Genomic DNA, 15872 nt, shown 5'->3' on the forward strand with positions numbered 1-15872 from the left:
TCGACACATCGGCCTTAAAATTAATAAATTTGATTTATGGCTGCTAAAAATCGTTGAAAATAAATTTAAAGCTGCTTTAATGGTGAATGTTGGTAAAAATTACCGACAGCATTAACTCGCATCTGAGCTTAGCGTCTTGAAACCATAGACATACGAGGTAGAGCGAGTAACAAGTAAGCTTAAGGTATCATAGGCATGAGTCCAATCGTTAAGGCATATCTGGGACATAGCGCCGCGCTCAAGCGGCTGCTCGGGAAGTATCTTTCCCGTCCCGAAGATGTCGACGATGTGGCACAAGGGGCTTTCCTTCGCGCTTTTGCGGCCGAAAGCAGGCAAGAAATAAAAGCACCCAAGTCATTCCTTTTTACAACAGCTCGCAACCTCGCACTGTCAGAGCTCACCAAAAAGGCGAATAAAACCTCCGACGCACTTGCGGATTTTGAGGGCACGGCAGTCTTACATGATGAAAAGCAACTCCCTGCAGACCAAACACTGGAGGGACGAGAGAAGCTTGCCCTGTTTTCTGAGGCGGTAGGACACCTACCACCGCAGTGCCGGCGCGTGTTTCTCATGAGAAAGATTGACGGATTGCCGATCAAAGAAATTGCCGTACGCCTTGGTATCACGGTAAGCTCTGTCGAGAAGCATCTCGCTACCGGCCTGCTTAAATGCAGCGACTATCTGGCTGAACGGGGATATAGTCCCGAAGATTTCGGCCGTGTTGCGCGCGGACGCGCGGACGGTGGTACAGTGTTAAAAATGGCGGGCCCGAAACAGACGAATGGCAGACAACGACAACAAAGTGGTCGACCTACCTGACCGGCAGATAGTCCGGGAGGAAGCCTCCCTATGGGTTGCGCGCCTTGATTCCCGCGAAAATAACCCGGATGTACTGAACGAACTGCAGAACTGGCTCAACAAGAGCCCTACCCACCGGGAAGAGTTCCGTCGCCTGAGCGCCCTTTGGGGCGAGATGGACATTCTGGACGACCTGAACTATCTGGACGATTCTCATAATATAGCCGAGCAAACCACTCGGCACTCAAACCCTATATGGCTCAAACGCATTGGGGGCATAGCGGCGCTTTTACTGATCGCCATTGCCTCGTATCTAAGCATGGGCCCAAACAAAGGCCTTGAGCAGCACGCAACATTCCATACGGACTTCGGCGAAGTACAAACCATTGCCCTCAGCGATGGGTCAACCCTGACGCTCAACACAGACACCACGGTTGAAGTGGCAATGTCGGGTAGCGAACGCCGCCTGAACCTTCTCAAGGGTGAGGCCCACTTTGCCGTCGCTAAAGATGCGTCTCGCCCCTTCAGCGTTTATGCTGGTCATGGCCTCGTACGCGCCGTGGGTACGGCCTTTTCCGTTTACCTCAAGAAGCGCGATGTGGAAGTGATTGTATCTGAAGGTAGGGTGGAATTAATGGCAACCACACCACCCGTTTCGGGTGGAGACAGCGCTCAAACAGATACGTCAAACCCTACCCTTCTCAAGGTGATCGCCGCTGGCGACCAGGCCGTGATGGCAGACGATGGGCTCAAACGGCTCGAACCCATCTCGGAAATTGCCATCAACCGCAAACTATCGTGGCGTAGCGGCATGTTGGCCTTTGCCGGTGACCCGCTCTCGGATGTGCTGGAGCAAGTATCGCGTTATACAGATGTCAGGGTAGAGATCACGGACGCTAAAATCGCCGCGCTTCCCGTCGGAGGATACTTCAAGGTGGGGGAGCTTGACGGCCTTCTCGAAGCACTTGAAACCACCTTTGGTATTCGCGCCGAGTGGGTGGATGAAAAACACGTCCGAATTACCCAGTCTTCCTGAGGTCCGCGTTTGTTTTCACCATCTGTAAAATGTACTCCAACCCGCATGCCTGAAAAATTATTTTACCAATCTTACTGTGGATTTTTATCTCTCATGGGTCTCACTTCTAGGCCGATGAGAAAACTTGAGTGGACCAGTATCCATTGAGCCAAGGAAGAGGAAGACGAAGCACGATACAGTGGCGGCTATTGCAGCTTTTCTGTTCATTGATACTCGCAGCGCTAGTGACGAGTAGCAATGTCTTCGCAGCAAATACGGAAGCACGTTTTGATTTTGATATCAGAGCCACTTCTTTAGGTGCCGCGATGGATGGCCTGGTTAAAACCACCAATGTACAGCTTCTCTACCCCTACAATTTGGCAAGTGAAAAGGGGCTGAACCCGGTACGGGGGAGCTACACCCTCCGGGAAGCCCTTAAGATTATGTTCCACGACACACGGTTCTCTGCCGGCCTTACGAAGAACGGGACCGTCACGGTCTCCGACAATCTTACTAAGAGGCGGGAGGGGCCCATGAAAAAAACCGGACTGAAACAATCATTACTCGCAAGTGTGGCAGCCGCTGTATTTGGCACCACAGCCGGTGCACAAGATGCAGCAACAGATGACGCCGACGATAGCCTTGTCATTGAGACAATCGTTGTTACCGCCACCAAGCGCGCAACAGCACTTCAGGACACTGCCGCAAGCATCTCTGCGCTCGGCGGTGAAGAAATCGCCAACAAGTCTCTTGTTGATATGAGCGACTATCTAAACGCAGTGCCAAGCGTGAACTATGTTGACCGCGGTGTGGGCGAAAACCAGATCATCATTCGCGGCATCGGCCTTGGTTTTGCGGAACGCGCTACAGTTGGCGCCTATTTTGGTGAAACACCACTTTCCAACCCAATCATTTCCACGTCATCAGACATGAAACTCGTGGACATGCAGCGCATCGAAATTCTGCGGGGACCACAGGGCACCCTCTATGGCGGCGGCGCCATGAGCGGCGCTGTCAGGAACATTCCAAACGCCCCCAACCTTGATGAGGTTGAGGGTCGCGTGAGTGTAGAATATTCCAATACCAACAAAGCCTCTGGCGGCAACGGGAACGTAACCGGTGTCGTTAACGTGCCGTTGATTGATGGCGAACTCGCTATGCGCGTGGTTGCCTATCACTTTGAGAACTCCGGTTACGTTGACCTCGTATCAACCGGGATGATGGAAGCAAGAGCCGCCGCAACCGGCGCCCCCGTCGCGGTTAAAGAAGGTGTTGGCGGCAATAAATATGCTGGCATGCGCGCTTCTGCGCTTTGGCGCCCGACTGATAAATTCGATGCCACGTTGATGATCGCTTTTCAGGAACTGGACGAATATGGCCGCAACGACGTGCAGATTTCACGTGGGGGCTACGAAGCAACAGCTCTGAACACCGGCAAGGAATATAAGCGCGACAATATCGAGCTTTATAACCTTGTCATGAACTATGATGTGGGCGTCGGCACGATTACCTCCTCCACCTCATATGTGAAGGGTGAAGAAGGCGATTCATCAGATCTTGGCCGGGTTATCCCGTGGGCGGCAGTTGGTTTCAGCGACCTTGAGAAGAAAGGTTTTGTAGAAGAACTTCGTTTCACCTCAGACTTTGGTGGGCCATTCGAGTTCACCAGCGGCCTCTATTACGAAGACTTTGAATCTTACGAGGAATGCTGTTGGCGCTGGACCGGGAAAGATAATTCCCTGAACCCCTTTGGCGCCCGCGACATGAGGATCATCAACACTCTCTCAACCATCGAACAAAAAGCAGTTTTTGGTGAGGCCACCTATGAAGCGGCAGACTGGCTCTCTTTCACCTTTGGTGCGCGCTGGTTTGACTACACCCGTGAAGATGACATTGATGAAAGCGGCCCACTTGCCGCGCTGCCAACTGTGCTGGAAAGCTCAGAATCCGGCACCCGCTTCAAGGCCGGCATCGATGTAAAACCAAATGACGACACCTTGATTTACGGTCTGTGGTCACAAGGTTTCCGTCTTGGTCTTGGGGCTGCGACTGCTTCACCGGATATCTGTGATACCAATGGTGATGGGCTAATGGATGGTACCCAAAGCTCACTCGGTGACGCGCAGCTTAAATCAGACACCACCGAGAACTTCGAGATCGGCGGCAAGTTTAGCATGGCCGGCAACCGTATCCAGCTCAACACCGCGGCGTACCGCATCAACTGGAAAGATATCCCGGTTGGTGTTCTGGGTGCCAACCCGGTTTGTAGTGCTACGGTAAACGGTGGTGAAGCACGCTCGCAGGGCTTGGAGGTGGAAGCACGTCTGATCCTGACAGATAATTTCACTGTGCAGCTATCCGGCTCATATACAGATGCAGAGTTCCGCAACAACCTCCTGGGCGCTGAAGGTGACCCACTTCCCATGTCGCCAAAATATAACGGCTATATGGGGCTGCAGTATGATTTTGCACTGGCGGACAATCCGTCCTTCATGCGCGCTGACCTCACCTACGTGGGTGAGTTCAGTACCGGAAACTCAATCCCCACTGCATCCGGTGGATACGTAACGCTCGACCTCAACGCAGGTGTTACGCTTGGCGACTTTGATCTCAAGTTCTATGCCTCCAACATCACCAATGAAGACGATGTTACCATTAGCTTCTTCCTTGATCGGGGCTGGCGTCTGCGTCCTCGCACCTATGGTGTTCAACTGGGATATAGTTTCTAGTTTTTCTTTCTCCCAGCCACCGAATACTGGTTTCCCACGGACTGGTATTCGGTCCATGAGGGCGCCCCCAACAATGGCGCCCTCATGATTATCTTGTCTTATGGCACCCCCTCCTCGCACCAAAAAAATTGTATTTCACACCTGCGGATTATTCAGCCTCGTCAGTCTAATAAAAACGACCCCTGCGAAGGCCACCTCAAACGCGTCTTCGCCAAAGCAAAAACGAATATGAGGAAACGACAGCATGAAACAGATTTTATCGCTTGCGGCCGCAGCGGCACTGCTAACGTCTGCCTGCGCCGCGGCAGAGATGCAAACCGCCCCCAATGCCCAAGCAGAGAGGCCATCCGGCGCCGAGCGAGGGAACGGCAAGATGCAGCCAAGGGAGTTCCCTACCCTGGGCATGCAGGCTTTCAGCTTCAAATCAGACTTTATGGACCGCAACTATGACATCATCGTGCGCTTTCCCATGGCCTATATGCAAGACCCGGAGCGAAAGTTTCCCACGCTGGTCATGACAGATGGAAACCGCTTTTTTGGCGGCGTTGCGGCGTCCCTTATGGCGGTAGAGGCCGAGCTGATAGAGCCGATGATCATCGTTGCCGTAGGCACCCCCTTTGAGGAAGGCCCTATGGCCTATAATGTGCGCCGCGTTTATGAGTTTTCGCCAAAGAACTGGGACCTCAAGGATGAATTTGGCCAGTCGGTGGCCAGCACCTGCAAGCAGGCGGGGGTTGACCTTAGGGACTGTACCGGTGGCGCGCCCAAGTTTCTAAAGTTCCTGTCAAAAGAGCTGTTACCTGGCCTCGCACGCGGCATGCGTCTTGACCTCGACAATCTAGCGCTCGGCGGGGCATCTGCTGGCGGCTACTTCGCCTCATGGGCCATGTTCCAGAAAGAAAGCCCCTTTAAAAACTATATCATATCCAGCCCAGCCATGGCCTATGGCGACGGTGAAATCTTCCGGCTGGAAGAAACTTATTCGAAAAAGCACAAAAGCCTGAACGCTGGTGTCTATATGTCTTCCGGCTCACTTGAGATGACCCACCCCTATATCGAAGGTGTTGGTCAGGTCGTCAGCGGTCAGGCCCACTTTGGTGGCACGCTTATGAAGCGTGGTTATGAAGGGCTGACCGTCACGAGCGAAATTCACGACGGCCTCGGCCATATAGACGTCATTCCCGTCACCTTCGCACGCGGCTTGCGCGAACTGTTTGGCAAAAGCGAATAACGTATACGGCATGGTCATCAGGGAGGCAGATCAATGAAAAAGCACACAAACCGGATTGTCCAGCTTCTGGCATCATTCAGCGTTTCGGCAGTCGTCGCAACCACCAGCGTGGCGGATGAACGCCTGACAGGGCTTGATGATTATGTTGCGGCGCTAATGGACCTGTCCCACGTTCCCGGCGTCGCCCTCACCATTGTGGAAGGTGACCAAGTAACGATCAAAGGCTTTGGCGTACGAACGGCGGGGGCTGAAGACCCCATTGACGGCGATACCGTTTTTGCTATCGGCTCCATGACCAAAAACATTACAGCCACAGCGCTCGCTATCGCAGTCGAAAAAGGTGATCTGTCATGGGACACACCCCTCACCCATTATGTGGATGGACTGGCGTTTTCAGACCCGTATCTGAATGAACAACTCACCTTGCGCGATGTGCTCTCTCACCGGACCGGGCTTGACCGGGCGGACCTTATCTGGTTTGCCCGCAAGGGTGCCACACGGGCAGATATGGTCTCCCGCATCCGGAACATCCCTCGCATAGAGGCCTTTCGCGACAGTTATCTCTACAACAACTTTATGTACCTTGCGGCTGGCGAGGCCATCCCCGCTGTCACGGGTGTCTCGTGGGATGCATATCTCAATGAACATCTGTTCACCCCTATGGGCATGACCCGCACAACAACAAATGTGGCAGCCTTAGAGGGCATGGCAAACGTCGCAACCCCGCATTACCTGAAGCCCGAGCGCGCAGTACCAACTGAATATTTTGACCTCGCGCATATGGGGCCTGCTGGTTCGGTCAACTCAACCGCCAATGACATGGCCACGTGGTGCAAAATGCAGATTGATGGTGGCTCGCATAGCGGCAAACAAGTGGTTCCAACCGCAGCACTGGATGCTGTACGCACTCCTCTCACCTTCATGGAGCATGCTGAAAAAGGGCACATCGGCACCCAACACAAGACCTACGCGATGGGGCTTGAGCGCATGAACTACGGCGACGGGCATGTGGTCTATTCTCATGGTGGGGCCATTCAGGGCATGGCGTCCCTTATTTCCTTCATCCCTGATGCCGACTTATGTGTTGCTGTGCTCACAAACGGTGAAACAGGGTCAGGCGTCAGGCAATTCGTATCCGATTGGGTGATGGACCACCTACTTGGCATCCCGAAGACAGACTATCTCTCTGACTTCAACGCAAACCTCGCGAAACGACGTGGACGGAACGCAGGTGCAGCCCAACTCCATGCGGCTACGCATGCACCGTCCACCGGATACGAGGTGAACGCCACGGCGGTAGTCGGGGTCTATTCCAACCCGGTTTATGGCGAGCTGACAATTTCAGAGAAAGAAGGCACGCTTCATACCCTTTATGGCACCGCGTTCAAGGGAACACTAACGCCACACCGGGGATATACCTTCGACATCACCCCTGAGGACCCGGTTCGTGCCGCAGCGTCACCTGCCCCTCTCAATCTGAGCTTCGCCTTTGAGAAGTCTGGCAAGGTTTCATCCGTCCTTCTTCAGATGCCGGGGCCATCAACCAGCGGCATTCGGTTTGAGCCAGTGGGGAACGATAAACCGCAGCAATAGACACCGCCTCACAAGAGCAGAGAGAAATCATTTTGTCACCTGCATAACGTGTGCAGGACAGGGAACGTGCGGCCTCGGCCATGGCACGGCAACACGAACATCAGTAGGGAGAACCGGGAAAAATGAGCAAGTATATTGACATTAACCGAAGCAAAAACAGAGTACTAAGAACCCTGCTGATCAGCGGCCTTTGCGGCTTTCTTGTTGCCTGCGATAGTGGTGAAGAGCGCAACACTACCTCTACCGACAAAACCTACGATATCCTGATTGATGGTGGTTTGGTCTATGACGGCAGTGGCGCCAGCCCAAGAGCGTTAGATGTTGCTATTAAAGGCGACCGTATTGTGGCCCTGGGCCAGTTCGCACCCGAAAACGCAAAAGAGGTGATTAACGCTGAAGGCATGGCCGTCGCGCCCGGCTTTATCAACATGCTGAGCTGGGGCGCAGATGCGCTCATTCACGATGGTCGCGGCCTTTCAGACGTCACGCAGGGCGTAACCCTCGAAGTCTTTGGTGAAGGTTGGTCTATGGGCCCCTTAACGGAGCCAATGAAGAATATCGTCAAGGCACGCCAGACTAACCTCAAGTACGACATTGAATGGAACACACTTGGTGAGTTTCTCACCTATCTTGAGAACCGGGGTGTATCACCAAACATTGCATCGTACGTTGGTGCCGCAACTGTCCGGGTTATGCACCTTGGGCCAACAAGCCGTGCTCCAAACGAGAATGAGCTTGCCGCGATGCAGCAAACCGTTGCCGAGGCAATGGAAGAAGGCGCCATGGGTCTTGGGGCGGCCCTTATATACCCGCCCGGATCTTTCGCTACAGATGAAGAGCTAACCGCCCTGGCGGCTGTTGCCGGGCGTTATGGCGGGTCTTATCAGGCTCATATGCGCTCTGAAGGAGACCGGCTGGAAGAAAGCGTCGATGGCATGATCCGCATCGCTGAACAAGCGAATATGGGCGTTGAGATATACCACCTGAAAGCAGCCGGCAAAGCCAACTGGCCCAAGATGGACAGGGTCATTGCGAAGATCAACGAAGCACGTGCACGTGGCACAGATATCCGCGCCAATATGTATACCTATACCGCAGGCAGCACAGGCCTTAGCGCCTCCATGCCACCGTGGCTTCAGGAAGGCGGGGTTGAGGCCTGGATGAGGCGTCTTCAAGACCCTTCACTTAGGGCTCGTATTATTGAGGAGATCAACAGCCCAGGCAAAAACTGGGAGAATATCTTCATGGCGTCTGGCGGGGCAGACAATGTCATCCTCGTCGGGTTCAAAAGCCCGGCCCTCCAGTATCTGACGGGCAAAACACTGGCGGAGGCCGCTGAACTGCGCGGCCAAACACCCGCCGAGGCGATCATCGACCTGATAGTAGAAGACGGTAGCCGCGTAGAAGCTGTCTATTTCATGATGAGCGAAGAGAACCTCAAAAAACAAATGCAGGAAGACTGGGTGAGTTTCCAGTCGGACGCCCCAACGATGGCGCCCGAAGGGGCGTTTCTGGACCAAAGTGTCCATCCACGGGCTTACGGCACATTCGCACGGCTTCTGGGGAAATATGTGCGGAATGAGAGTGTGATGCCGCTTGAGGAAGCTATTCGTCGCCTCACTTCCCTACCCGCCGAAAACCTCAAGATCAAGGATCGCGGCCTTCTTCAAACTGGTTTTCTCGCAGACGTGGTCGTCTTTGATCCCAATCGTATCGAGGACAACGCCACCTTTATCAAACCTCATCAGCTCTCGAGCGGCATGCAGCATGTGTTCGTCAACGGAGAAGCCGTCATAAGGAACGGCCAACACACAGGGGCTACACCCGGGCGCTTTGTCAAAGGCCCCGGATATAAGGGACAAAATTAATTACAAACAAGTCGGGCCTTCGGCGCAGCCGTCTCGCCTCAGACGAATATTGAAAGTATTTTGAGAAGGATTTCTGCCATGGCAAATAAGCCCATAGCTTCCCTGCCCCTTGTCCAGATTGAGCTGCGTCAGCCGTATGTGATCTATGTCGGCGACATCAAGGAAATCGCGTACGCCAAAACCGGCCTTGGCCTTGTGGAATGGCGAAAGGAAATGTGTTTTGGTCAGTTGCGACATGATGAAGGCTGCACCGACCTCGGTATTAGGGATGTAACCGTCGCAGCGGCAGCAAAGGCTGGTGTTGGCTCTATCATCATTGGAGTCGCACCAAGCGGTGGTCGTTTATCCGAAAGCTGGCTGAATGATCTCACGGAAGCGGCCACCCTTGGTATCGACATTGTCTCCGGCATGCATGAGAAACTGAGCGCCTTCCCTGGCCTCGTCGCTGCAGCCAAAAAATCAGGTGCCCGGCTCATCGACATCCGCACACCGCCAACAAGCCTGCCGATCGGCACAGGCATCAAAAGGCGTGGCAAGCGGCTGTTGACCGTGGGGACCGATTGCGCTGTCGGCAAAAAATATACGGCCCTTGCGCTTGAGAAAGAAATGCATGCCCGCAATATGCCCGCAGACTTCCGTGCGACCGGACAAACGGGGATTATGATCGCTGGCCAGGGTATCCCTATCGATTCCGTGGTATCAGACTTCATCTCCGGTGCCGCAGAGGTGATCTCCCCCGACGCCAGCAGTGACGACCACTGGGACTTGATTGAGGGGCAAGGTGCGCTCACCAACCCAAGCTACGCCGGTGTAAGCCTTGGTCTTCTACATGGGTCCCAGCCCGACGCGCTGGTGCTGTGTCATGACCCGCACCGCAAATATCACCTGGGCTCCACCACCTATGGTCTTGTGTCGATTACAGAGGCCATCGACACCAATCTCATCATGGCGCGCCGGGTTAACCCATCCGCACGGTTTGTGGGTGTGGCCATCAACTCAAGCGCCATGACGAAAGACGAGAGAACTTCCTTCTTCCAGCAATGTTCGGATGAAACCGGTCTGCCTGTCGTAGACCCCTTGTTGACCGGCACCGGTCCTATCGTGGACCACATCCTGTCCCAAAGCTGGTAGAAGACTTATGGGGGGCGGGCTACTATGTCCCTTGCCCGCCCCTCTTTTTTCCTCCCAGGCCCCCTCCCCACATCAAATTTACCATACCAAACAGCGCCTTAATTAAATTACCTTGACGAATCAATAGCGTGTATGCACTGTACTACTACACACAGTACAGTGATTCGAGGCGCTATGAGCAACGTGAAAATTCAGATCGTGACCGGCGATGCCCGGCCCATCTTCAAGCAAATTGTGGATGGTATCCGCATGGAGATTGCGCGCGGCGAATTACCCGTCGGCACCAAGCTCCCCAGCGTGCGCGGGCTGGCCATGCAATTGATGATCAATGCCAACACAGTCGCAAAAGCATATGGCGAACTGACTGCACAGGGCCTCGTTGAACCACGACAAGGGCTGGGCCTTTTTGTGTCCGAGCCACGACAGCTACTAAGCGAGGAAGAACAGAAAAAACGGCTGCATACAGCCGTTGATAACTTCGTGAACGAGGTTGCTTACCTCGAGTTCAGAACCGAGGACATCCTCAAGGAAGTGCAGGATGCCTTAACCAAGCTAGAGGGTGCGTCAAGCCCCAACGACAGAAACTGAGGACACCACCATGCAGCACTGCATTGAAACAAACGGCCTGACCAAACGGTACGGCAAAAAACTAGCGTTGAATGACTTCACCCTCCAAATCGGCAAAGGGGGCATCCACGCCATTGTTGGTAGCAATGGCGCCGGAAAGTCGACGCTTTTTCGCCTGTTGTTGGGTGTCGCCACCCCGACCACAGGTAGCGCTTACCTGCTGGGCAATGACAGCAGATACTTGTCCCCGGCCGTGCGCGGTAAAGTGGGTTATGTGAACGAAGAACACACGCTGCCCCTTTGGATGAAAGCGCGCGAGATAACCAATCATCAACGCAGCTTCTATCCGTCCTGGGACCAATCAACATACGATAGCGTGATCGGCTATTTTGATGTGGATCAGGACCAGAAAGTATCTGGCCTGTCCCGTGGTGAACGTGCCGGGCTGAACCTCTCAATGGCACTCGCGCAAGCGCCAGAGCTTCTAATTCTTGATGAGCCCACACTCGGCCTTGATGTGGTGGCCCGCCAATCGTTCCTCGAAGCCCTCATGTTCACGGAAACGTCGGCCAATACCACGATCATCTACTGCTCACACCAGATGGAAGAGATCGAGCGCGTAGCAGACCAGCTTATCATCATGGAAAAAGGCACACTCAAGAACAACAGCAGCCCCGACGCATTTGTAGACCGGGTATCATGCTGGGTGGCGGAATTCCCAACCGGCTTGCCAGCCAAGGACACTATCCCCGGCTATCTGAATGTCCGCAACATTGAGGGCCAACACCATATTCTGGTCGCCGATCAAACCGATGATTTCGGTGATTATCTCAAACAAAATGGCGCACGCTCAGTGGCCCGCAACCCGGTCAACCTGGAGCGCGCGGTCAATGCGTTCCTAACAAAAAACCATAGCGCTCCTGACAGCAGAGCATAGGACAATCAATATGTTACAAATTTTCAAAAGTGAGTTCCTGCGCTACCGCACATGGACCCTGGTCGCCCTTGTCGCAGTCTTGGCCGCCTACAGCTTCCTCGCGAAACTGTTTCCTTTTCTCAGTGCGCCGCCTGAACTAACAGCCATTAGCTATATTATCGCGGTAGGGGGCTCCCTTGCCTTTGGTCTGGTGCAAATGCTGCTTCACCGGCGTAGCAACCACTGGACATATCTGGTTCATCGGCCACTGCCCCCAAAACATATTTTCTTCGGCCTTTCGCTCGCAGGCATGCTGTCCATTGCGCTTGTTCTAGTTGTTCCCTGGCTCGTCATGGTGATTGGCATTGACGCTTTTACCATTACCGTCGTCGACAATCGGCACTATACCTACATCTTGTTCATGCTTTTCTGTGCGCTCACTGGTTATATGGTCGGCACCCTGTCTGCACTTAACCCAAGCAAAGGCTCGATCCTGCTCGCAATCCTGCTGCTGATCATCATGAACCCGCGCCCCTCAAATGACCTTGCGCAATACGTGCCGATGCTCACAGTTCTTGCGGTGTTGTTTGCACTTAACATCGTGAGCTTCAAGCCCGACCTCAGCACACATGTTCGTCGCCCGTGGGCTATTGTGCTGATGGCTTTGCCTATGTGTTACGCCCTGAGCTATGGCCTCGCCCTTTCAACCGCCGTGTATTATCACATCCCGCGCTTCATCATGGGCACACACCCGGACAATCACCCGGTCAACGGCACGGTGGAGTACCTGTGGTCAGTCAGAGGCGCAGATCGTGTCGCTTACGCGCTTGAGGGCAGCAGCAACCCCCGCGCGGACTATTACGTAAAACAAGCTGCACTCGCGGAAGAAGACTGGATATCAACAGGTACCTGGACCTACCCACGCGAGGGCCAACTCCATACGCAAGACCTTCAATACTCCCTGACCCCAAAGGGTACGAGCCAGACTTGGCAGTTCTCTCACGACGAGATGCTGATGGTTGGTTACTCAAGCATCGGCCAGGAAGCGCTTGGGGCTATCGGCATGCGTGGGTTCCTCAGCACCGCAGATGAAGCTTCACCGGAAGATCGTTTCAAGAGCGTGCCGCTGATGATCGGTGAGAAATTCCTCGCGACCCCTAATGCGCTCTATCAGGTCAATTTCACTGAGCGCCAGCTTGACATCAAACACACACCAGAGGCGGGAGAATATTATATCGGGCGGCCGCAGATGGGGGAAAACTATGTCGCGCTCGTCACCAACAAGCACGTATTGATGTTTGATCCCTCCGTTATGCAGGATGACTATGAAACTGCCGAGCCTGACTATGTGATCGCGCATCCCGTACCTGTCAGCAATATCCGTTTCATAGATACTTACCGTCTCGTTGATGGCTATCTTTTGGTTTATCGCGGTTCCAATTTCTTCGGCTTCGATGAGCCAGGTAGCATGGTAATGCACGCAAAACTCAGTGGCGGGGCGGAGGTCGTTCACACACGCCACTATAGCGCTCAGCGTCACCCGGCGTGGGTTCGGCACTTCATGGAAATGATCTCCCCAACCCTGCACCTGATGGACAACAGCTACCTGAACACAATCGAGCCTACAAATGCGGACTATATAAGCCCTCGTGAACTACTTGCCCGCACCTACCCCACATCCATCTACTGGGGGGCAGGAGTTCTGATGGTGCTCTCGGCCCTCGTTATTATGGCCCTCAGCCGCCGGCTACGCCTCGGGCGGGCACAAATGATCACATGGGCCTCACTCGGCGCCATTCTCAGCGTCCCCGCTGTTGTAGCGTTTCTTCTGATGAACCCTTGGCGGCTTGAGCGAAGCTCAGACTAAGCGATAAACAAGAATGTGCTGGGCTACAGCGGGCCCAGCACCAAGAGAACACCAGCGAAACGGATAGGATCAATAATGACGCCCTCTCTCTCATGGGTGCGGCAACGGCTGCACTTTGCCTTTCTACCCGCCATATGTGCGGTAGCGTTTACTCAAACACCACTTACCGCAGATGAGCTTGATGAGGCCATCTCGGCCGCAGCGGCGCGGCCCGAAGCGCCCCTGATACCCCGCGCTAAATTCAGCAAACTTGGCACAGGGCCAATTGCCAAACTGTCGCCAGACGGCCGTTTCCTCGCGTATGCGCAGGACATAGATGGCGCGAAACAGCTGTGGTTAATCACACTGGACGACCATCAACCGCAGATGCTTTTTAGCTCTAAGATGCTGAAGGGAATCAGTTGGTCCAGCGACAGCGGCTATATATTTATGGAGACCGAACAGGGTATCGGCATGATTGCGATGAACGCGCCCAATCAGCCCGCTCACGTCATCAACCTCGACGCAAAAAAAGAAGAAGCGTTTTATGGTGTAGACATCACGGCACCACATGCTTTCATTGTGTCTCAGCGAGTAGAAAACCAACCCGGCAAAACACTTTTTCGGGTTTCTCCAAACGGGGAACGCACTCCGCTATACACTACCCAGAGATATGTTTCGGACTTCCTCCCTGGCGCCGAAGATACCCCACATTTTTCTATAGAGGTTAACGGTACTGGCCTTGACGTCATGCGTATTCAGGACGGCGAAACCACACCGATCTTGAGATGCTCAATCACTGATCAGTGCGGCCTAATAAGTTATAAACCCAGCACGGAAACTCTCTATATGCGCGGTCGCTTCGGTGACGACCTCGTCGGCCTCTATGCGGTTGATACCCATACCGGCACACCCCGACGGCTACACCGCGACCCCCAGGACCGTTTTGATCTCAATTCCGTGCTGCTGGAAGCGGATACCCAGACCCCGATATTTACCGGCTACAAGGACGACCACACAAGCTTCTATGGACTAACACCAACTGCACAAAAATTGCTTGATGATGTCACCGGCCAGATAGACGCTCGCTATTATTATATTGAGGTCAGTGCGGGCCTGGTGCATCTGTTGATCGTTGATAAAAGTGGAGACCAACCTGTTCCCGACATTTCTCTTTATGACCCAAGCACAGGAGAGATCACCAAACCGACAGAAGGCCTAACAGCAGTCAAAAACACCTCTCTCACACGGCGGCATTTAGCTCCTCGCGTCCCTATCTGGTACACGGTTGGTGACGGCATGCGGCAGCAAGGTTATGTCACGCTCCCTCTAGGAAAAAACCCGAAGACGATGCCTCTCGTGGTAGTGCCTCACGGTGGCCCCTGGGGGCGTACAAATGGTTCGTTCGATATTCGCGCACAATTTCTAGCCAACCGGGGCTATGCGGTTTTTGAGCCCAATTTTCGCGCCTCAACGGGTTTTGGTCATCAGTATATGGTCAGCGGAAGACGTGAATTTGGTGACGGCCGTGTACAGCAAGATATCATTGACGGTATGAACCATATATTAGGCCGAGGGGTTGGCGCGTCGGAAAAACTCGCCATCTTCGGGCACTCCTTTGGCGGTTTCTCTGTCTTGGGCGCACTAGCTTTCACTCCAGACATCTTCCGTGTTGGCATCGCAGGCGCACCACCGTCCGACCTAGCCAAAACCATAGACCATTACCGGAAGGTACGTGACACCCCAGATTTTGACCTAAGCCTGGCATTTTATAAGGATCAAGCCGTTGACCCGGATGACCCAGAGGACCGTATGCGCCTATACGAAAAATCACCTGACAAACATTGGCAACAGGTGAGCAAGCCACTTTATATTTGGGCTGGCGGGAAAGACTCCAAAGTCTCGGTCCTGGACGTTAGAGATTATGTGCTGCGCCAACAGCACGCCGGGAAAGATATCATGTATTTAGAAGAGCCTGCGGCCGGACACAGTCCATCCACCCCCATCGCTCGTGAGGCATATTTTTATATGCTGGAGAAGGCTCTAGCCAAACACGTGGGCGGCAGAATGGAAACGGCAGTAAGCCGTAAACTTGAGCGCCACCTAAAGCGCATCACGATTGTAGACCAGTCCTCCCGGTAAAAGACACTGATGCTTCAACCCACCCGCCATTCATCG

The 15872-nt window shown here is 53.8% G+C and carries 11 protein-coding genes; all 11 read left to right on the top strand.

All coding sequences use genetic code 11. The features are described 5' to 3' along the window. Positions 1 to 195 precede the first annotated feature (195 nt). The 11 genes from ACN0XZ_RS09940 (at position 196) to ACN0XZ_RS09990 (ending at position 15836) form a co-directional block, all read left to right on the top strand. Positions 196 to 819, top strand: coding sequence for an RNA polymerase sigma factor (locus tag ACN0XZ_RS09940; protein ID WP_417457599.1), 624 nt, complete (start codon positions 196 to 198; stop codon positions 817 to 819). Then, a complete protein-coding gene (locus ACN0XZ_RS09945; RefSeq protein WP_417457600.1) occupies positions 782 to 1834 on the top strand; it encodes a FecR family protein in 1053 nt (350 codons plus the stop codon). Before ACN0XZ_RS09940 ends, ACN0XZ_RS09945 begins: the two co-directional genes overlap by 38 nt. Positions 1835 to 2346: 512 nt before the next feature. Beyond that, the gene (locus tag ACN0XZ_RS09950; RefSeq protein WP_417457601.1) at positions 2347 to 4542 is read left to right on the top strand and encodes a TonB-dependent receptor; all 2196 of its coding nucleotides are present in this window, start codon (positions 2347 to 2349) and stop codon (positions 4540 to 4542) included. Positions 4543 to 4786: 244 nt separating this feature from the next. Next, positions 4787 to 5773: an alpha/beta hydrolase gene (locus tag ACN0XZ_RS09955; RefSeq protein WP_417457602.1), complete on the top strand. Its 987-nt coding sequence runs from the start codon at positions 4787 to 4789 to the stop codon at positions 5771 to 5773. A 33-nt stretch (positions 5774 to 5806) separates the two neighbouring features. Continuing rightward, a complete protein-coding gene (locus ACN0XZ_RS09960) occupies positions 5807 to 7366 on the top strand; it encodes a serine hydrolase (protein ID WP_417457603.1) in 1560 nt (519 codons plus the stop codon). A 122-nt stretch (positions 7367 to 7488) separates the two neighbouring features. Continuing rightward, entirely contained in the window at positions 7489 to 9234 is a 1746-nt protein-coding gene (locus ACN0XZ_RS09965) for an N-acyl-D-amino-acid deacylase family protein (RefSeq protein WP_417457604.1), read from the top strand. 78 nt (positions 9235 to 9312) lie between these two features. After that, complete coding sequence (locus tag ACN0XZ_RS09970; protein WP_417457605.1) at positions 9313 to 10365, top strand: DUF1611 domain-containing protein; 1053 nt, start codon at positions 9313 to 9315, stop codon at positions 10363 to 10365. A 174-nt stretch (positions 10366 to 10539) separates the two neighbouring features. After that, on the top strand, positions 10540 to 10953 hold the full coding sequence (locus ACN0XZ_RS09975) for a GntR family transcriptional regulator (protein WP_417457606.1): 414 nt from the start codon (positions 10540 to 10542) through the stop codon (positions 10951 to 10953). Between the two features lie 10 nt (positions 10954 to 10963). Then, complete coding sequence (locus ACN0XZ_RS09980) at positions 10964 to 11869, top strand: ABC transporter ATP-binding protein (RefSeq protein ID WP_417457607.1); 906 nt, start codon at positions 10964 to 10966, stop codon at positions 11867 to 11869. Between the two features lie 10 nt (positions 11870 to 11879). After that, on the top strand, positions 11880 to 13715 hold the full coding sequence (locus ACN0XZ_RS09985; protein ID WP_417457608.1) for a hypothetical protein: 1836 nt from the start codon (positions 11880 to 11882) through the stop codon (positions 13713 to 13715). A gap of 75 nt (positions 13716 to 13790) precedes the next feature. Next, a complete protein-coding gene (locus tag ACN0XZ_RS09990; protein WP_417457609.1) occupies positions 13791 to 15836 on the top strand; it encodes an alpha/beta fold hydrolase in 2046 nt (681 codons plus the stop codon). Positions 15837 to 15872 lie beyond the last annotated feature (36 nt).

The organism is Kordiimonas sp. (genome assembly GCF_048264555.1).
GTDB lineage: Bacteria > Pseudomonadota > Alphaproteobacteria > Sphingomonadales > Kordiimonadaceae > Kordiimonas.

Coding starts and splice junctions, on each gene's coding strand:
- ACN0XZ_RS09980 (WP_417457607.1), top strand. CDS start 10,964: ATGCAGCACTGCATTGAAACAAACGGCCTGACCAAACGGTACGGCAAA.
- ACN0XZ_RS09985 (WP_417457608.1), top strand. CDS start 11,880: ATGTTACAAATTTTCAAAAGTGAGTTCCTGCGCTACCGCACATGGACC.
- ACN0XZ_RS09990 (WP_417457609.1), top strand. CDS start 13,791: ATGACGCCCTCTCTCTCATGGGTGCGGCAACGGCTGCACTTTGCCTTT.
- ACN0XZ_RS09955 (WP_417457602.1), top strand. CDS start 4,787: ATGAAACAGATTTTATCGCTTGCGGCCGCAGCGGCACTGCTAACGTCT.
- ACN0XZ_RS09970 (WP_417457605.1), top strand. CDS start 9,313: ATGGCAAATAAGCCCATAGCTTCCCTGCCCCTTGTCCAGATTGAGCTG.
- ACN0XZ_RS09940 (WP_417457599.1), top strand. CDS start 196: ATGAGTCCAATCGTTAAGGCATATCTGGGACATAGCGCCGCGCTCAAG.
- ACN0XZ_RS09965 (WP_417457604.1), top strand. CDS start 7,489: ATGAGCAAGTATATTGACATTAACCGAAGCAAAAACAGAGTACTAAGA.
- ACN0XZ_RS09945 (WP_417457600.1), top strand. CDS start 782: ATGGCAGACAACGACAACAAAGTGGTCGACCTACCTGACCGGCAGATA.
- ACN0XZ_RS09960 (WP_417457603.1), top strand. CDS start 5,807: ATGAAAAAGCACACAAACCGGATTGTCCAGCTTCTGGCATCATTCAGC.
- ACN0XZ_RS09950 (WP_417457601.1), top strand. CDS start 2,347: ATGAAAAAAACCGGACTGAAACAATCATTACTCGCAAGTGTGGCAGCC.
- ACN0XZ_RS09975 (WP_417457606.1), top strand. CDS start 10,540: ATGAGCAACGTGAAAATTCAGATCGTGACCGGCGATGCCCGGCCCATC.